Source organism: Microbacterium sp. NPDC059771, assembly GCF_042732495.1.
GTDB classification, from domain to species: domain Bacteria; phylum Actinomycetota; class Actinomycetes; order Actinomycetales; family Microbacteriaceae; genus Microbacterium; species Microbacterium sufflavum.
Window position 1 is genome coordinate 1,146,394 of record NZ_JBHWHK010000001.1, and the last position, 18,649, is coordinate 1,165,042.

The following is an 18,649-nucleotide window of genomic DNA, read 5'->3' on the forward strand; positions in this document are numbered from 1 at the left end:
GGATCAGCGCATGGACGACGACGTTCTGGCCACGGTGCGGCGCTCCCTGCCCAGGCTGAGCGCGGCCGAGGGCCGCGTGGCCGAGACCATCCTCGGCGACCCCACGCTCGTCGTCGACCTCGCGATCAACGATCTGGCGCAGCTGTGCCGCACGTCGCTGTCCACCGTGGCGCGGTTCGCCCAGTCGCTGGGGTTCAGCGGCTACCGCGAGCTGCGGGTCGCGGTCGCCCGCTCGGTCACGCTCGCCCAGGCGCAGCAGGCGCGCTTCGGCCTGGACACCACCGCGATCGATCCGCACGACGGGCCCGGCGCGATCGCGGCGAAGCTCGCGGCGCAGGAGATTGACGCGATCGAGAAGACCGCCCGTGCGCTCGATGAGGCCGCCCTCGACCGGGTCGCGCGTGCGCTGGTGGCCGCCCGCCACATCGACCTGTTCGGTCAGGCGGCGTCGTCGCTGACGGCGCAGGATCTGCAGTTGAAGCTGTCGCGCATCGGGTGCTCGGTGTCGCACTCCGCCGATCCGCACCTGGCGATCACGACCGCGTCGCTGCGTTCGCCCGAGGACGTCGCGATCGCCTTCTCGCACGGCGGGGAGACGGCCGAGACGGTCAGGGCGCTGGAGGTGACGCGCGACACCGGAGCGCTCGCGGTCGCCGTGACCAGCGATGCGGACTCCCCGCTCGCTGCGGCGGCGGACGTGGTGCTGCTCAGCCAGGCGCAGGAGTCGCCGTATCGCATGGCGGCGATGTCGAGTCGGATCGCACAGCTCGCCCTGATCGACGTGCTGTTCGTGCGCGTGGTGCAGCACCGCGGGGAGCCGGTGGCCGTGTCCCTGCAGCGCACTCACGATGCCGTGCCGCCGCGCCGTCCGCGCCGCGCGTAGGGGGGTGACGGCAGGGAGGCTCAGTCCACGTGGTCGCGGGTGCTGGCGATCGCGCGCGTGGCGATGCGGTGCGCACGGGCCAGGCTGCCGCTGAGCGAGAGCCCGGCGAGCACCCCGGCGAGGAAGCCGCCGGCGAACGCGTCTCCCGCGCCGATCGTCTCCACGACGGGCGCGTCGAGGGCGTCGCTCTGCGCGCGATCCCCGTGGTCGAACGCCACGGCGCCGGCCGGGTCGGTCACCACGACGAACCGCGGCTCGGGGAACAGCGCGCGGAGGGCGTCGGGGTCGCTCGTGCCGAACACCGCCGCGGCGTCCGGCCTGGTGCAGAACAGCACGTCGGCGTCGCGGGCGAGTCCGCCCAGCAGGCGCTTCGCGTGGTCTTCCCTCCCGCGCCAGAGCGCCGGGCGCCAGTTGAGGTCGAAGCTCAGCAGCGCGTGAGTGGGACGGTGGTCGCGGAACAGCGCATCCTGCGCGGCGGCGGCCGAGTCCGACAGGGCTGGCGTGATGCCCGAGGTGTGCACGAGCGCGGCGCGGGCGAGGAGGGCAGCGGCCGCGGGCGTCTCGAGGGTGCGCGGAGACAGTGCGGCGGCGGCCGACCCTGCCCGGTAGTAGTGCATCGTGCCCTCGACCGTGCCGTCCGGTCGGGGCGACAGCTCCTTGACGTACAGCCCGGTCGGCGCGTCCGCATCGACCTCGATCGCGCTGTCGTCCACGCCGTGGGCGCGGAGCTCGCCCGTCAGGAACCGGCCGAACCCGTCGTCGCCGACGCGCGAGACCACGGCCGTGTCGACTCCCGCCGAGGCGAGCGCGATCGCGGTGTTCCACTCCGCGCCCGCGAGCGAACGGTCGAACGTGCGGCAGATCTCCAGGGCGCCGGCGGTGGCCGGGACGAGGGCGACCATGCCCTCGCCGAAGCAGACGGCGAGCGGAGTGGACTCTGGCACGTTCTCGACGGTACCCGATCCCGAGTCCCGCGCGTGTCGATACCGGATCGCAACCTCCGCCTATTTGGCATCCGCGATCCGGCTGGGTACCTTCGAGGAATCACCGTCTCCGGGGCGACGACGCCCCGGGTACGCGCAACGAAGCGCCCGACAGGGAAGGTCACACAATGCACCAGTCAGCCATGCGTCGGCGAGGGATCGTCGCCGTCACCGGAGCGGCCATCGCGGCTCTCGCTCTCGCCGGATGCGTCGCCAGCGAGCGCGGCGACAACGGTTCGGAGGGCTCGGGCGACGTCGACGGCACGTTCGTCTTCGCCGCGTCGTCCGATCCGGCGAGCCTCGACCCCGCGTTCGCGCAGGACGGCGAGACGTTCCGCGTCTCCCGCCAGATCTTCGAGGGTCTGGTGGGCACCGAGCCGGGCACCGCCGACCCCGCGCCGCTGCTGGCGGAGTCGTGGGAGTCGTCCGAGGACGGCATGTCGCACACGTTCCAGCTGAAGGAGGGGGTGACCTTCCAGGACGGCACCCCGTTCAACGCCGAGGCGGTCTGCTACAACTTCGACCGCTGGTACAACTGGACCGGTCTGGCCGCCTCCGAGGCGTTCGGCTACTACTACAACAAGCTCTTCAAGGGCTACGCGTCGAACCCCGCCGACGCCGTCTACAAGTCGTGCACGCCCGACGGCGAGAACTCCGTCACGATCGAGCTGAACAAGCCGTTCGCCGGGTTCATCGCCTCGCTGTCGCTGCCCGCGTTCGGCATGCAGAGCCCGTCCGCGATGCAGGAGTTCGGCGCCGATGAGGTCGGCGGGTCGGCCGAGGCGCCGCAGCTGTCCGAGTACGCGATGGGCCACCCGGTCGGCACGGGCCCCTACCAGTTCGAGGAGTGGGCGCCGGGCGAGCAGGTCACGCTCAAGGCCTACGACGACTACTGGGGCGACGCGGGTCAGGTCGACGAGATCATCTTCCGCACGATCGACGATCCGACGGCCCGCCGCCAGGCGCTCGAGTCCGGCTCGATCGACGGCTACGACCTCGTCGGTCCCGCCGACACCAAGGCGCTCGAGGACGACGGCTTCACGATGGTGTCGCGCCCGCCGTTCACGATCCTGTACCTGGCGTTCAACCAGGCCGTGCCCGAGCTGCAGGACCCGAAGGTGCGCGAGGCCCTCTCGTACGCGGTCGACAAGGACGCGCTGATCAGCCAGGTGCTGCCCGAGGGCACGCAGAAGGCCACGCAGTTCGTGCCCGAGGTCGTCAACGGCTACAACCCCGACGTCACGACCTACGACTACGACCCCGAGAAGGCCAAGGCCCTGCTCGCGGAGGCCGGCTACGACGAGTCGAACCCGCTGAAGCTCACCTTCAACTACCCGGTCAACGTGTCGCGTCCCTACATGCCGGACCCCGAGCAGATCTTCACGGTGCTGTCGTCGCAGCTGTCCGAGGTCGGCGTGGAGACCACCCCGGTGTCGGAGGAGTGGGTCGAGTACCTCGACCGCACGACCGGCACCTCCGACCACGGCATCCACCTGCTGGGCTGGACGGGCGACTACAACGACACCGACAACTTCGTCGGCGTGTTCTTCGGCCAGCAGAGCTCGGAGTGGGGCTTCGACAACCCGGAGCTGTTCCAGAAGCTGACCGAGGCTCGCGGCGTGTCCAACCTGGAGGAGCAGACCGCGCTGTACGAGGACATCAACGAGATGGTGGCGGAGTTCATCCCCGGCGTCCCGCTCGCGCACCCGGCTCCGACGCTCGCGTTCGACCCGCGCGTGAAGAGCTACCCTGCCAGCCCGGTGAACGACGAGGTCTTCACGGACATCGTCCTCACCAAGTAACGGCCTGACCGACCGAGACCCCTTCGTCTCGTCGCTCCGCTCCTCGCTCAGGGACCGGACCGGGAAACCATCCCGGTTCGGTCCCTGAACGAGCGGAGCGAGACGACGGGCCTGATCGACGGAGATCTTCGTGCTGCGCACCATCGGCAGGCGACTGCTGTTCCTCATCCCCACCCTGTTCGGGCTCAGCATCCTGCTGTTCGCCTGGGTCAGGGCCCTTCCCGGCGGCCCCGCGGTCGCCCTCCTCGGCGAGAAGGCCACACCCGAGGCGATCGCCAGGGTCAACGAGCTCTACGGCTTCAACAAGCCGCTCATCGAGCAGTACTTCATCTGGATCACGCGACTGCTGCAGGGCGACTTCGGCACCTCGATCCAGACCAACCGTCCGGTGGTGGAGGAGTTCTTCCGCCGGTTCCCCGCCACGATCGAGCTGAGCGTCATGGCGCTCATCTTCGCGGTGGGCGTCGGCATCCCGCTCGGCTACTGGGCCGCGCGGCGACACGGCAAGTTCACCGATCACGCCTCGGTCGTGCTGAGCCTGATCGGCATCACCATCCCGGTGTTCTTCCTGGCGTTCATCCTCAAGTACGTCTTCGCGGTGCAGCTGGGCTGGCTGCCGTCCGACGGGCGGCAGAACCCGCGGATAGACGCGACGCATCCCACCGGGTTCTACGTGTGGGACGGCATCATCACCGGCGAGTTCGACGCGGCGTGGGACGCCATCCTGCACCTCATCCTCCCGGCGCTCGCGCTCGGCACGATCCCGCTGGCGATCATCGTGCGCATCACGAGGGCGAGCGTCCTCGAGGTGCAGAACGCCGACTACGTGCGCACCGGGCGCGCGAAGGGCGTCGGCTCGTCGACGCTGCGCAGCCGCTTCATCCTGCGCAACGCCATGCTGCCGGTGATCACCACGATCGGTCTGCAGACGGGACTGCTGATCTCGGGGGCGGTGCTCACCGAGACGGTGTTCGCGTTCCCCGGCATCGGCTCGTTCCTGGCGCGGGCCATCTTCACGCGGGACTTCCCGGTGCTCCAGGGGTTCATCATCTTCATCGCGATCGCGTACGCGCTGATCAACCTGGCGGTGGACGTCTCCTACAGCTTCATCGACCCGAGAGTGAGGGTGCAGTGATGTCCCTCCTCATCGTCCGAAAGGAGGCGGTCGCATGAGCATCGCCCTCCCACCCGCACAGGGACCCTCCGCCGAGAGCGGGGGAAGCATCGACACCGTCGCGATCGCGCAGGCCGATCTGAAGAACGGCGGCGGCTTCTGGAGCGACGTGTTCCGTCGACTCCGCCGCAACCCGACCGCATGGATCGGCGCGGTCATCGTGCTCGTCTTCCTGGCGATCGCCCTGCTGGCACCGGTGATCGCCCCGTATCCGGAGACCGCGCTCCCCGGCGCGAAGTTCATCACCCCGACGCACATCCCCGGACCGGGCGAGCTGCCGGAGTTCCCGCTCGGGCTCGACCGCTTCGGCGGCGACGTGCTCTCGAAGCTGATCTGGGGCGCGCAGGCGTCGCTGCTCATCGGTGTCGTCTCGACCGCGATGGGGCTCGTCGGCGGCATGCTGCTCGGGCTCATCGCCGGCACGTTCGGCGGCTGGGTCGACACGGTCATCATGCGCGTGGTCGACATCATCCTGTCCGTGCCGAACCTGCTGCTGGCGGTGTCGATCGCGGCGATCCTCGGCCAGACGCCGTTCGCGGTCATGATCGCGATCGGTGCCTCGCAGGTGCCGATCTTCGCGCGGCTGCTGCGGGCGTCGATGCTGCAGCAGCGCTCCAGCGACTACGTGCTCTCGGCGCAGACGCTGGGCCTCGGCCGCGGCCGGATCACGATGTCGCACGTGCTCCCCAATGCGATCGGCCCCGTGATCGTGCAGGGCACGCTGACGCTGGCGACCGCGGTGATCGACGCGGCGGCGCTGTCGTTCCTCGGGCTCGGCGGCGGCCGCCCCGAGACCGCCGAGTGGGGGCGCATGCTCACCTACGCCCAGGCGGAGCTGGCGATCGCGCCGTGGCTGGCGTTCCTGCCCGGCATCTGCATCGCGGTCACCGCGCTCGGCTTCACCCTGCTGGGTGAGGCGCTGCGCGAGGCCATGGACCCGAGGACGAGGGCACGATGAACACGCGAGACGAGGGCGCCGCGCGCGCTGCGAGGGAGAACCGCATGTCGGACGAGCCGCTGCTGTCGGTCGAGGGACTGGCGGTCGACTTCGCCACCATGGACGGCGTCGTGCACGCGGTCGAGGGCGTCGACCTGGAGATCCGACCGGGCGAGACGGTCGCGATCGTGGGTGAGTCCGGGTCGGGCAAGTCCACCACCGCGATGGCCATCATCGGGCTGCTCGCCGGGGGCGGGAAGGTCGCGGCGGGCAGTATCCGCCTGGACGGCCGCGAGATCGCGCACGCCTCGGAGAACGAGCTGCGCACGATCCGGGGGCGCGACATCGGCCTGGTCCCGCAAGACCCGATGTCGAACCTCAACCCGGTCGCCAAGATCGGCACGCAGGTCGCCGAGACGCTGCTCGCGCACGGCCTGGCCACGCGGCAGAACGTGCAGGGGAAGGTCGTCGAGGCGCTCACGGCCGCGGGCCTGCCCGACCCGGAGCGCCGCGCGAAGCAGTATCCGCACGAGTTCTCCGGCGGTATGCGCCAGCGCGCGCTGATCGCGATCGGGCTGGCGTGCAAGCCGCGGCTGCTGATCGCCGACGAGCCCACCAGCGCGCTCGACGTCACGGTGCAGCAGACCATCCTCGACCAGATCGGCGAGATGACGCGCGAGCTCGGCACGGCGGTGCTGCTCATCACGCACGACCTCGGTCTCGCGGCCGAGCGGGCGGAGCGGGTCGTGGTGATGCACCGCGGCAAGGTGGTCGAGCAGGGGCCCGCGCGGCAGATCCTGGAGGACCCGCAGCACCCGTACACGCAGTCGCTCGTGAAGGCGGCGCCCTCGGTCGCGGTCGCCCGGCTGCGGCCGGAGGCGTTCGTGCGCGATACGTCCGCCGCGGAGCAGCCCGCGGAGGAGAAGCCGCGCGACCACATCGTCGAGATCGAGAACCTCACGAAGGTGTATCCGGTGCGGGGCAAGCACGAGGACTTCGTGGCCGTCGATGACGTGTCGCTGGCGATCCCGCGCGGCGAGACGGTCGCGATCGTCGGGGAGTCCGGCTCGGGCAAGACGACGACCGCCCGCATGCTGCTCAAGCTGATCGAGCCCACCAGCGGACTCATCCGCTACGAGGGCAAGGACGTCTCGACGCTCAGCAGGGCGGAGACGAAGGAGTTCCGGCAGCGCGTGCAGCCGATCTTCCAGGACCCGTACTCGAGCCTGAACCCGATGTTCACGATCGAGCGTTTGATCGCCGAGCCCCTGGAGTTCTATCGGCGGGGGAGTGGCGCCGACCGTCGCAAGCGCGTGCGGCAGCTGCTCGACGACGTGGCGCTGCCGCAGTCGATGCTGCGCCGCTACCCGTCGGAGCTGTCGGGCGGTCAGCGGCAGCGCGTCGCGATCGCCCGGGCGCTCGCGCTCTCGCCCGACCTCATCGTGTGCGACGAGCCGGTGTCGGCGCTCGACGTGCTGGTGCAGGACCAGATCCTGCGGCTGCTCGGCGACCTGCAGTGGGAGTACGGCCTGAGCTACCTGTTCATCTCGCACGACCTCGCGGTGGTGCGGCTCATCAGCGACTACGTGTGCGTGATGAAGGACGGGAAGCTGGTCGAGGCGGCGACGTCGGAGGAGATCTTCACGAATCCGCGCGACCCCTACACGCGGCGCCTGCTCGCCTCGATCCCGGGCAACGAGCTCGGCATCGCGTCCTGAGACGGGGGAGCGAGCGCCAATACCGCAGGTTCTGAGATTGGTCAAGGACTGTGCTTGCCATGTCGCGGAATCGTGGGTATAGTTGGTAGTTGCGCTCGCTCCTCCCTGCCCTCATATGGTGGTCGGCATCCGTTGAGCTCTCGAGCGCGAACTCCACCTGACGACAAAGGAATCGAGAAGCCCTGCGGGGCTCACGGAGGTTATTCCCTTGGCTGCTGCTCCCAACGCATCCACATCCACCACCACCAAGAACGGACGCGGAGCTTCCCGTCTTTCGTTCGCCAAGATCTCCGACACGCTGACGGTCCCCGACCTTCTCGCTCTGCAGACCGAGTCCTTCGGTTGGCTCGTCGGCAACGACGCCTGGAAGGCGCGCGTGGCCGAGGCGAAGGCCGCCGGTCGCACCGACGTGAACGAGAACAGCGGTCTGGGCGAGATCTTCGAGGAGATCTCCCCGATCGAGGACCTCGGCGAGACGATGCAGCTGTCGTTCACGAACCCGTACCTGGAGCCGGAGAAGTACTCGATCGAGGAGTGCAAGGAGCGTGGCAAGACCTACGCCGCGCCGCTGTACGTCGAGGCCGAGTTCATGAACCACCTCACGGGTGAGATCAAGACGCAGACGGTCTTCATGGGCGACTTCCCCCTGCAGACCGACAAGGGCACGTTCATCATCAACGGCTCCGAGCGCGTCGTCGTTTCGCAGCTCGTCCGCTCGCCCGGTGTCTACTTCGACAAGACGCCCGACAAGACCTCCGACAAGGACATCGTCTCGGCGCGCGTCATCCCGAGCCGCGGTGCCTGGCTCGAGTTCGAGATCGACAAGCGCGACCAGGTGGGCGTGCGCGTCGACCGCAAGCGCAAGCAGTCCGTCACGGTCTTCCTCAAAGCGCTGGGCATGACCAGCGAGGAGATCCTGGCCGAGTTCGCCGGCTACACCTCCATCGAGGAGACGCTCGCGAAGGACACGATCGTCACCAAGGAAGACGCGCTGCGCGACATCTACCGCAAGCTGCGTCCGGGCGAGCAGGTGGCCGCCGAGGCTGCCCGCGCGCTGCTCGACAACTTCTACTTCAACCCGAAGCGCTACGACCTCGCCAAGGTCGGCCGGTACAAGATCAACCACAAGCTGGGTCTCGACACCCCGCTGACGGAGTCGGTGCTGACGGTGCAGGACATCGTCGCGACCATCAAGTACCTGGTGCGTCTGCACGCCGGCACCGAGGAGACCTTCGAGGGCATCCGCGGCGGCAAGAAGACGGAGATCCGTCTCGCGACCGACGACATCGACAACTTCGGCAACCGTCGCATCCGCGCGGTCGGCGAGCTGATCCAGAACCAGGTCCGCACGGGTCTGTCCCGCATGGAGCGCGTCGTCCGCGAGCGCATGACCACGCAGGACATCGAGGCCATCACGCCGCAGACGCTGATCAACGTGCGCCCCGTCGTCGCCGCGATCAAGGAGTTCTTCGGAACCTCGCAGCTGTCGCAGTTCATGGACCAGAACAACCCGCTCGCGGGTCTGACCAACAAGCGCCGCCTCTCGGCCCTCGGCCCCGGTGGTCTGAGCCGCGACCGCGCCGGCGTCGAGGTCCGTGACGTCCACCCCTCGCACTACGGCCGCATGTGCCCGATCGAGACCCCGGAAGGCCCGAACATCGGCCTGATCGGTGCGCTCGCGACCTTCGCGCGCATCAACTCGTTCGGCTTCATCGAGACCCCGTACCGCAAGGTCGTCGACGGTGTCGTGACCGAGCAGATCGACTACCTCACGGCGTCCGAGGAGGTCGACTTCAACATCGCGCAGGCCAACGCGCCGCTCGATGCGAAGGGTCGCTTCCGCGAGAGCCACGTGCTCGCGCGCCCCAAGGGCGGTAGCGGTGAGGTCGACCTGTTCCTGCCGGAGGAGATCGGCTACATCGACGTCTCGCCGCGCCAGATGGTGTCGGTCGCGACCTCGCTCGTGCCCTTCCTCGAGCACGACGACGCGCAGCGCGCGCTCATGGGCGCCAACATGCAGCGCCAGGCCGTGCCGCTGCTGCGCAGCGACTCGCCGCTCGTCGGCACCGGTATGGAGGGTTACACCGCCATCGACGCGGGTGACGTGATCACCGCCGAGAAGGCCGGTGTCGTCTCCGAGGTCTCCGCCGACCGCGTCGTGGTCATGCTCGACGAGGGCGGCACGCAGGAGTACCACCTGCGCAAGTTCGACCGCTCGAACCAGGGCACCTCCTACAACCAGAAGGTCGTCGTGTCGGCCGGTGAGCGCGTCGAGGTCGGCGAGGTCATCGCCGACGGCCCCGCCACCGAGAACGGCGAGCTGGCCCTCGGCAAGAACCTCCTCGTCGCGTTCATGACGTGGGAGGGCTACAACTTCGAGGACGCCATCATCCTGAGCCAGGACCTGGTGAAGGACGACACCCTCTCGTCGATCCACATCGAGGAGTACGAGGTCGACGCCCGCGACACCAAGCTCGGCAAGGAGGAGATCACCCGTGACCTCCCCAACGTCAGCCCCGAGCTGCTGAAGGATCTCGACGAGCGCGGCATCATCCGCATCGGTGCCGAGGTCCGCCCCGGCGACATCCTCGTCGGCAAGGTCACGCCGAAGGGTGAGACCGAGCTGTCGGCCGAGGAGCGCCTGCTCCGCGCGATCTTCAACGAGAAGAGCCGCGAGGTCCGCGACACGTCGCTGAAGGTGCCGCACGGTGAGCAGGGCACGATCATCGCCGTCAAGGAGTTCAACGCCGAGGACGGCGACGACGAGCTCGGCTCCGGCGTGAACCGCCGCGTCGTGGTCTACATCGCCCAGAAGCGCAAGATCACCGAGGGTGACAAGCTCGCCGGCCGTCACGGCAACAAGGGTGTCATCGCGAAGATCCTGCCCGTCGAGGACATGCCGTTCCTCTCGGACGGCACGCCGGTCGACATCGTCCTCAACCCGCTGGGCATCCCGGGTCGAATGAACTTCGGCCAGGTGCTCGAGACCCACCTCGGGTGGATCGCGAAGCAGGGCTGGAAGGTCGAGGGCACCCCGGAGTGGGCCGCCAAGCTGCCGGAGCAGGCCTTCGAGGCCGCCCCCGGCACCAAGGTCGCGACCCCGGTGTTCGACGGCGCCAGCGAGGAGGAGATCGCCGGTCTGCTCGACTCGACGCTCCCGACGCGTGACGGCCTGCGCCTGATCGACTCGAGCGGCAAGACGCAGCTGTTCGACGGCCGCTCCGGCGAGCCGTTCCCGGCGCCGATCTCCGTGGGCTACATGTACATCCTGAAGCTCCACCACCTGGTGGACGACAAGATCCACGCCCGCTCCACCGGTCCGTACTCGATGATCACCCAGCAGCCGCTCGGTGGTAAGGCGCAGTTCGGTGGACAGCGCTTCGGTGAGATGGAGGTGTGGGCCCTCGAGGCCTACGGCGCCGCGTACGCCCTCCAGGAGCTCCTCACGATCAAGTCCGACGACATCCTCGGCCGCGTCAAGGTGTACGAGGCGATCGTCAAGGGCGAGAACATCCAGGAGCCCGGCATCCCGGAGTCGTTCAAGGTGCTCATGAAGGAGATGCAGTCGCTCTGCCTGAACGTCGAGGTCCTCTCGGCCGACGGCACGCTGGTCAACCTCCGCGACACCGACGACGAGGCGTTCCGCGCCGCAGAGGAACTCGGTATCAACATCTCCAGCCGCTTCGAGGCCGCCTCGATCGACGAGATCTAATCCTTCGGGAGCCGGGGACCGCCGTGTCCCCGGCTCACCGAAGCAGACTTCTCAAACAGAATTTCCGACACAGGAGAACTAGTGCTCGAGTCCACAACCTTCGATGAGCTTCGCATCGGCCTGGCGACCGCAGACCACATCCGCGCGTGGTCCTACGGCGAGGTCAAGAAGCCCGAAACCATCAACTACCGCACCCTCAAGCCGGAGAAGGACGGTCTCTTCGGAGAGCAGATCTTCGGCCCGTCCCGTGACTGGGAGTGCGCCTGCGGCAAGTACAAGCGCGTCCGCTTCAAGGGCATCGTCTGTGAGCGCTGTGGCGTGGAGGTCACCAAGAGCTCCGTCCGCCGTGAGCGCATGGGTCACATCGAGCTCGCCGCTCCCGTCACCCACATCTGGTACTTCAAGGGCGTGCCCTCGCGCCTCGGCTACCTGCTCGACATGGCGCCGAAGGACCTCGAGAAGGTCATCTACTTCGCCGCCTACATGGTCATCTCGGTCGACGAGGATGCTCGTCACCGCGACCTGGGCACGCAGGAGAACAACATCCGCCTCGAGCTGAAGACGCTCGGCGACCGCCGCGACGCCAAGATCGCGGAGCGCCTGGCCAAGCTGGAGGAGGAGCTCGCGGCTCTCGAGGCCGAGGGTGCCAAGGCCGACGCCAAGAAGAAGGTCAAGGACGCCGCCGAGAAGGAGATGTCGCTCATCCGCAAGGGTGCCGACGAGGCGATCCTGAAGCTGGAGCGCGTGTGGGAGGACTTCCGCACGCTCGAGGTCGGTGCCCTGCGCCCGGAGGACGACGTCTTCCACGAGCTGCAGGACCGCTTCGGCCAGTACTTCGAGGCCTACATGGGTGCCGAGGCGATCCAGCGTCGCCTGGCCGCGTTCGACCTGACCGCCGAGGCCGAGAGCCTGCACCTGCAGATCTCGGAGGGCAAGGGCCAGCGCAAGATCCGTGCGATCAAGCGCCTCAAGGTCGTCAACTCGTTCCTCGAGACCGGCATGAGCCCGGCCGCGATGGTGCTCGACGTCGTTCCGGTGATCCCGCCGGAGCTGCGTCCGATGGTGCAGCTCGACGGTGGCCGCTTCGCGACCTCCGACCTGAACGACCTGTACCGCCGCGTGATCAACCGCAACAACCGTCTCCGTCGCCTGATCGACCTCGGTGCCCCCGAGATCATCGTCAACAACGAGAAGCGGATGCTGCAGGAGGCCGTCGACGCGCTGTTCGACAACGGCCGCCGTGGTCGCCCCGTCACCGGTACCGGCAACCGTGCGCTGAAGTCCCTGAGCGACATGCTCAAGGGAAAGCAGGGTCGTTTCCGTCAGAACCTGCTCGGCAAGCGTGTCGACTACTCGGGCCGTTCGGTCATCGTGGTCGGCCCGCAGCTCAAGCTGCACCAGTGCGGTCTGCCCAAGCAGATGGCGCTCGAGCTGTTCAAGCCGTTCGTCATCAAGCGCCTGATCGACCTGGGTCACTCGCAGAACATCAAGGCCGCGAAGCGCGCCGTCGAGCGCACGCGTCCCGAGGTCTGGGACGTGCTCGAGGAGATCATCCGCGAGCGTCCGGTGCTGCTCAACCGTGCACCCACCCTGCACCGTCTGGGCATCCAGGCGTTCGAGCCGCAGCTCGTGGAGGGCAAGGCCATCCAGCTGCACCCGCTCGTCTGCGCGGCGTTCAACGCCGACTTCGACGGTGACCAGATGGCCGTGCACCTGCCGCTGTCGGTCGAGGCTCAGGCCGAGGCCCGCGTGCTGATGCTCGCGTCGAACAATATCCTCAAGCCGTCGGACGGCCGTCCGGTGACCCTGCCCTCGCAGGACATGATCATCGGTCTGCACCACCTGACCACGGTCAAGGCCGGCGCCAAGGGCGAGGGCCGTGCGTTCGGCTCCGTCGGTGAGGCGCAGCTCGCGTACGACGAGGGCACGCTCGACCTGCAGGCGAAGGTCCGCATCCGCATCCCGGGTCTGGCCTTCCTGGAGGGCGAGGCTCCCGAGGGCTACGAGAAGCACGGTCTGGTCGACGCGTCGCTCGGTCAGGCGATCTTCAACGACGCGCTGCCGAAGGGCTACCCCTTCGTCCGCGAGCAGGCCGACAAGGGCAAGCTGTCGCAGATCGTCAACAAGCTGGCCGAGGAGTACCCCAAGGTCGAGACGGCCGCCACGCTGGACCGCATCAAGGATGCCGGTTTCTACTGGGCGACCCGTTCGGGTGTCACCGTCGCGCTGAGCGACATCCTCACCCCGCCGAACAAGGCGGAGATCGTCGCGGGCTACGAGAAGCAGGCCGCGAAGGTCCAGTCCCAGTACGAGAAGGGCCTCACGACCGACGCCGAGCGTCGTCAGGAGCTCATCAAGATCTGGACCGAGGCGACCGACGAGGTGCAGGCCGCGATGAAGGCGCACTTCCCGGAGGACAACACCATCAACCGCATGGTGTCCTCGGGCGCCCGTGGTAACTGGCTGCAGATCCGGAACATCGCCGGTATGCGCGGTCTGGTGAACAACCCCAAGGGTGAGATCATCCCGCGTCCGATCATCTCCTCGTACCGCGAGGGTCTGTCGGTGGCGGAGTACTTCATCGCGACGCACGGTACCCGTAAGGGTCTGGCCGACACCGCTCTGCGTACCGCCGACTCGGGTTACCTGACCCGTCGTCTGGTGGACGTCTCGCAGGACGTCATCATCCGCGAAGAGGACTGTGGCACGTCGAAGGGCCTCGAGCTCCCGATCGCCGCGCCGAACTCGCAGGGTGAGCTGGTGCGCGACGCGAACGTCGAGAACTCGGTGTTCGCCCGGACGCTGGCCTCCGACGTCGTGAACGCGGCGGGCGAGGTCCTCGCCTCGGCCGGCGACGACGTGGGCGACGTGCTCATCGACAAGCTGGTCGCTGCGGGTGTCGAGACCATCAAGGTCCGCTCGGTCCTGACCTGCGACTCCGCCGTCGGCGTGTGCGCGCAGTGCTACGGCCGTTCGCTCGCGACCGGCAAGACGGTCGACATCGGCGAGGCCGTCGGCATCATCGCGGCCCAGTCGATCGGCGAGCCCGGTACCCAGCTGACGATGCGTACCTTCCACACCGGTGGTTCCGCGTCGGCCGACGACATCACGCAGGGTCTGCCCCGTGTGCAGGAGCTGTTCGAGGCTCGTACCCCCAAGGGTGCGTCGCCGATCGCCGAGGCCGACGGCCGCATCACGATCGACGAGACCGACAAGGCCAAGAAGGTCATCCTGACGCCCGACAACGGCGACGAGCCCGTCGTCTACCCGGTGCTGAAGCGTGCGACGCTCCTCGTCGAGGACGGCCAGCACGTCTCGGTCGGTCAGCCCCTGCAGGTCGGCACGCTCGACCCCAAGGAGGTCATGCGCGTCATGGGTGCCCGCGAGGTGCAGAAGTACCTCGTCGGCGGCGTGCAGGGCGTGTACCGCTCGCAGGGTGTGCCGATCCACGACAAGCACATCGAGGTCATCGTCCGCCAGATGCTCCGCAAGGTCACCGTCGTCGACCACGCCGACACGACCCTGCTGCCGGGTGAGATGGTCGACCTGAAGCGCTACCAGCAGATCAACCGCGAGGCCGTGGCCGAGGGCAAGCGCCCCGCGTCGGGTCGCCCGGAGCTGATGGGTATCACGAAGGCGTCGCTCGCGACCGAGTCGTGGCTGTCCGCCGCGTCCTTCCAGGAGACGACCCGCGTGCTCACGCAGGCCGCCATGGAGGGCAAGCGCGACCCGCTGGTCGGTCTCAAGGAGAACGTCATCATCGGTAAGCTCATCCCCGCCGGAACCGGTCTCTCGAAGTACCGCGACGTCACGGTCGAGGCCACCGAGGAAGCCAAGAGCGAGCGCTACCCGAACCGGATCTTCGCATCCGACGGCGCGTACGCGGACGGCGACTTCGGCTACGTCGACTTCGACGCGTTCTCGACGGACGACATCACCCCCGGTACCTACAACTGAGGTGTGACTGAGTGAACGAAGGCCCCGGGCATCGCCCGGGGCCTTCGTCGTCCCTCGTCGCGTTCGGGCACGCAGTTCGGCAGCGCTCCGGAGCGCGGGCAGGCGCGGTAGGGTCGGCGAGTGAGCACTGAGACTTCCCCCGGCGGCTCGGCCGTCGTCATCGGAGACGCCCTGATCGACGAGATCCGGGATGACAGCGGCGTCCGCGAGTTCGTCGGCGGAGCCGCCCTGAACGTGGCGGTGGGTCTGCGGCGGCTCGGAATCCCCACGACGCTCATCGCGATGGTCGGAGAAGACGTCGCAGGCGCGCACATCCGCGAGTATGTGGCGGACCACGGCGTGCGCCTGATCGCGAGCGCGGCGCCGCACGGGTCGTCGCGCGCCGTCGTGACCCGGGCCGCGAACGGCGAGCCGAGCTACGTCTTCAACCGTGCCGCCCAGGAGCGCACGATCCGCTACTCGGACGAGGCGGTGGCCGCGATCGCGGACGCCGACCTCGCGGTCGTCAGCTGCTTCCCGTTCGACGCTCCCGCCGAGGTCGACGCGCTCGCGGCCGCCCTGGACGGTGCGCGCCTCGCGATCGACCCGAACCCGCGCACGGGCATGCTGAGCGACCGCGACGAGTTCGTGCGCGGCTTCGAGCGTCTGGCCGCGCAGGCCGAGGTCGTGAAGGTCGGCGCCGACGACGCGGCGGTGCTCTACGACGGCGACCTCGACGTGCTGCGCTCCCGTCTCCGGGGGCTCGGCGTGCGCGCGGTGCTGGCCACCGCGGGGGCGGACGGCGCGGTGCTCGAGTCCGACGCCGGCACTTCGACGGCCCCGATCTCCGCGCTGCCCGGGCGCCTCGTCGACACCGTGGGGGCGGGCGATGCGACGCTCGCCGCCGTCGCCGGCGGTCTGGTCGCCGCTGCTCCGCAGGCCGCAGGGGAGTGGGAGGCCCTGCTGCGACGGGCCATGGACATCGCGGCCGCGACGTGCAGGGCCGAGGGCGGTCTGCTGCGCACGCCCGAGTCGCTCGCCGAGTCCGACCGCGGGGTGCACGGCAGCTGACGCCTCGATTTCTCGACCCCGCATCGTGCGGGTATGATGGATCTTCGTGCCCCCGGTTGGCTGTTGAAGTCGGACGGGTGCGCTCTGGCGAGTTACCCAAGTGGCCAAAGGGATCTGACTGTAAATCAGCCGTCTTCGACTTCGGGGGTTCGAATCCCTCACTCGCCACCACGGGCCATTCCCGGATCTCGAGGATTTTGTTCTCGTATCTCAGAAGGCCAGGTCACAAGAAGAAAGCCACCGGAATCCCGGTGGCTTTCTTCGTTTCCATTAAAAATCCGGTCGACTCCGTCGGTGGCGCCAGGTGATGACAGGATGAGGGCGTGAACGAGCTGATGCTGAGAGACGCTATCGCGATCTGGGACCTCCGTCCCAACGACTGGGGAGATCCGTACACAACCGCGAGGAACGTGCCGTTGAAGTCTCCCGGCGACCTCGCCGACGACGACGTCGAGGTGCTTCGAGGTATCGATCTGAGTGTCCTGGATGGTCGTGAACGCATCCGCCTACTCGACATCCTCGCGATCCGTGGTTCGGGACGGGAACGCGCCGACGCATACCGCAGGATGGTCGCTGCAGTCGCTGATGAGGCTGCAGCCGTCGAGCTCGAACGCGAGGACATCGAGCAGTGTGAGAGGGCTATCGAAGTGGCCCTTCGTTTCAAAGGGGAAGTCGGAAAGGAGGGCGCACGTCTTGAAACGCGCTTGGTCGCGCGGCTTCTCGCGTCCGCCATCTACGCGGAGGTGATCCTGATCTCCGATGTACTGTTCACGCACAGTCTTGCCCGGGGCCAGGCGGCTGCCATCGCGTCTCATCTACGCGATCTTGCCGCAGGTGAGGCGCCGTGGGACGGGAGACACCTTCGGGAAGTAGCGGCGAACTGGCATTACTCGATTGGTGAGACGTCCCCGGCGTTCGATGACACTGTCTGGATCATTGACAGCCTCATAGGGGAAGCGGACTCCGTGCGCTCGTCTCGGCCGATGCACGCGGCCGACGCGCTCGAGAGCGCGCTGAAGTACCTCCGCACCATCCCGCAGTCAGAACGGGCGTCACGCGGACTCGCAGAGGCGGATAAGCGGATCAAGGCGAAGATCGATGCCGCAAACTCTGAAAGGCATCGTTTCCTCGCCACCGTGCGTGACGAGGAGGTCGACGTCAGCATTGCCGCGAAGCGGGCATGGACGGCGACGCGTGGGCGTGAGCTCGGAGAAGCCATGCACGTGCTTCTGGATCAGCGAGACCTTGCGGACTATGCCCAGATGCGGAGAGCGGGTGAGGCGAGCAGCAAAGCACTGTTCTTCTCCACGGTGCACATCTCGGCTGACGCGCGCACGATTGCCCGCAGCGATTCCGGTGAGATTTATGGGCTTCCGCACGAGGTGTGGGCGCAGATGGTCGAGGCCTACGACGAACGGGTTGGGTGCACTGTCGCGGAACACATCGTCCCGATTTGGCAGTCCATGAGGGCTGACCATGCGCTTCGTGTCGACGACTTCCGAGCGCTGACGAGAGTTAGCTCCATCGTGCCGGCGGGTAGGGAGTACTCCGTGGCTCGGGCGCTCGCGTATGGCTACAACGGAGATTTCTTCACGGCTGCGCAGTTGCTGGCGCCGCAGGTCGAGAACTTGGTTCGGGTGCACCTCGCGAATGCTGGCGTCCTCACCCGTTCGTATGAGGGTGGCGTGCAGCAGGAGGTAGGGCTTTCGTCGTTGATGGAGCGACCGGAGGTGGCATCGGTGTTCGGGGACGACCTCGCGTTCGAGATTCGGGCTCTGTTCTGCGGCCCGCTCGGGCCGAACCTTCGCAACGAATACGCGCATGGCCTCGTGAGCGACTCGGGACAGGGGACGTATGCGAGCGTCTACGCATGGTGGTTGATGTGGAAGGTCGTGAATCAGCCTTTCGCCAATCCGCATCATGATGTCGACGCGGCTGCCGGTCGAGAACCGGCACTACCCGGGCGCGAATAGGGAGCGTCAACTAGGTTGCTGACGGCCTTCACCTTCGAACGCTGAGATCCACCGTTGCTGAGCGTCGTATCGCACGTCGTAGTGCCGGCGAACTGCTTCGTGCTTCTTCGCGTGGTGCGTGCGGCATCTGGCGACGGTTGACCACACGAGGGGTGAATCAACCTCTTCGTACTCGTGCGCGAGCTTGTTCCGCATAGCGACCATGGCCGTGTAATCCGGCACGCTCTTCTGAAGGTCGCGGAAGTCGCCGGGTAGTCCGCCCGCTTGCTCACCGAGCTGAATAAGACGGCCCACCACCGCTCCGAGAACAATGTCGTCGGCCGCATAGAAACGCTCTTCCCCCGCAGCCGCGAGGACGTCGATGTAGCCGAAGATCTCTGTCAGGTTGCCCAGACATTGCAGAATCTTCGCCTGCTCCAGCGGTTCCCACGCGCTCAGCGGTGTCCGTTCGATCCGCACC

The 18,649-nt window shown here is 67.8% G+C and carries 11 protein-coding genes and 1 tRNA gene; 10 read left to right on the forward strand and 2 right to left on the reverse strand.

The annotated features are described in order from the left end of the window. The first annotated feature begins 10 nt into the window (after window positions 1–10). Complete coding sequence (locus ACFV3I_RS05500; RefSeq protein ID WP_378822501.1) at window positions 11–883, forward strand: MurR/RpiR family transcriptional regulator; 873 nt, start codon at window positions 11–13, stop codon at window positions 881–883. Between the two features lie 20 nt (window positions 884–903). Here the strand turns inward: ACFV3I_RS05500 and ACFV3I_RS05505 are convergent, their stop codons facing one another. Continuing rightward, a complete protein-coding gene (locus ACFV3I_RS05505) occupies window positions 904–1,827 on the reverse strand; it encodes a sugar kinase (protein WP_378822502.1) in 924 nt (307 codons plus the stop codon). 167 nt (window positions 1,828–1,994) lie between these two features. Between ACFV3I_RS05505 and ACFV3I_RS05510 the strand changes: the two genes are divergently transcribed. The 9 genes from ACFV3I_RS05510 (at window position 1,995) to ACFV3I_RS05550 (ending at window position 18,189) form a co-directional block, all read left to right on the forward strand. Next, entirely contained in the window at window positions 1,995–3,668 is a 1,674-nt protein-coding gene (locus tag ACFV3I_RS05510; RefSeq protein WP_136032298.1) for an ABC transporter substrate-binding protein, read from the forward strand. A 130-nt stretch (window positions 3,669–3,798) separates the two neighbouring features. Continuing rightward, window positions 3,799–4,803 carry an ABC transporter permease gene (locus tag ACFV3I_RS05515; RefSeq protein ID WP_136035908.1) on the forward strand — a complete coding sequence of 335 codons (1,005 nt, stop codon included), beginning with the start codon at window positions 3,799–3,801 and terminating at the stop codon, window positions 4,801–4,803. A 34-nt stretch (window positions 4,804–4,837) separates the two neighbouring features. After that, window positions 4,838–5,800, forward strand: coding sequence for an ABC transporter permease (locus ACFV3I_RS05520; RefSeq protein WP_136031619.1), 963 nt, complete (start codon window positions 4,838–4,840; stop codon window positions 5,798–5,800). Continuing rightward, window positions 5,797–7,497 carry an ABC transporter ATP-binding protein gene (locus ACFV3I_RS05525; RefSeq protein ID WP_378822503.1) on the forward strand — a complete coding sequence of 567 codons (1,701 nt, stop codon included), beginning with the start codon at window positions 5,797–5,799 and terminating at the stop codon, window positions 7,495–7,497. Before ACFV3I_RS05520 ends, ACFV3I_RS05525 begins: the two co-directional genes overlap by 4 nt. Window positions 7,498–7,705: 208 nt before the next feature. After that, the gene (locus ACFV3I_RS05530) at window positions 7,706–11,209 is read left to right on the forward strand and encodes a DNA-directed RNA polymerase subunit beta (RefSeq protein WP_136031622.1); all 3,504 of its coding nucleotides are present in this window, start codon (window positions 7,706–7,708) and stop codon (window positions 11,207–11,209) included. A gap of 81 nt (window positions 11,210–11,290) precedes the next feature. Next, complete coding sequence (gene rpoC / locus ACFV3I_RS05535; protein WP_136045924.1) at window positions 11,291–15,166, forward strand: DNA-directed RNA polymerase subunit beta'; 3,876 nt, start codon at window positions 11,291–11,293, stop codon at window positions 15,164–15,166. A 120-nt stretch (window positions 15,167–15,286) separates the two neighbouring features. After that, the gene (locus ACFV3I_RS05540; protein WP_378822505.1) at window positions 15,287–16,216 is read left to right on the forward strand and encodes a PfkB family carbohydrate kinase; all 930 of its coding nucleotides are present in this window, start codon (window positions 15,287–15,289) and stop codon (window positions 16,214–16,216) included. Window positions 16,217–16,302: 86 nt separating this feature from the next. Continuing rightward, a tRNA-Tyr gene (locus tag ACFV3I_RS05545) sits at window positions 16,303–16,387 on the forward strand. A gap of 152 nt (window positions 16,388–16,539) precedes the next feature. Then, on the forward strand, window positions 16,540–18,189 hold the full coding sequence (locus tag ACFV3I_RS05550; RefSeq protein WP_378822506.1) for a DUF4209 domain-containing protein: 1,650 nt from the start codon (window positions 16,540–16,542) through the stop codon (window positions 18,187–18,189). 6 nt (window positions 18,190–18,195) lie between these two features. Here the strand turns inward: ACFV3I_RS05550 and ACFV3I_RS05555 are convergent, their stop codons facing one another. Beyond that, on the reverse strand, window positions 18,196–18,648 hold the full coding sequence (locus ACFV3I_RS05555; protein ID WP_378822507.1) for a DUF86 domain-containing protein: 453 nt from the start codon (window positions 18,646–18,648) through the stop codon (window positions 18,196–18,198). Window position 18,649 lies beyond the last annotated feature (1 nt).

Bases quoted from the DNA above. Each gene is read 5' to 3' on its own strand.
- ACFV3I_RS05525 (WP_378822503.1), top strand. From the start codon at position 5,797: ATGAACACGCGAGACGAGGGCGCCGCGCGCGCTGCGAGGGAGAACCGC.
- ACFV3I_RS05520 (WP_136031619.1), top strand. From the start codon at position 4,838: ATGAGCATCGCCCTCCCACCCGCACAGGGACCCTCCGCCGAGAGCGGG.
- ACFV3I_RS05510 (WP_136032298.1), top strand. From the start codon at position 1,995: ATGCACCAGTCAGCCATGCGTCGGCGAGGGATCGTCGCCGTCACCGGA.
- ACFV3I_RS05500 (WP_378822501.1), top strand. From the start codon at position 11: ATGGACGACGACGTTCTGGCCACGGTGCGGCGCTCCCTGCCCAGGCTG.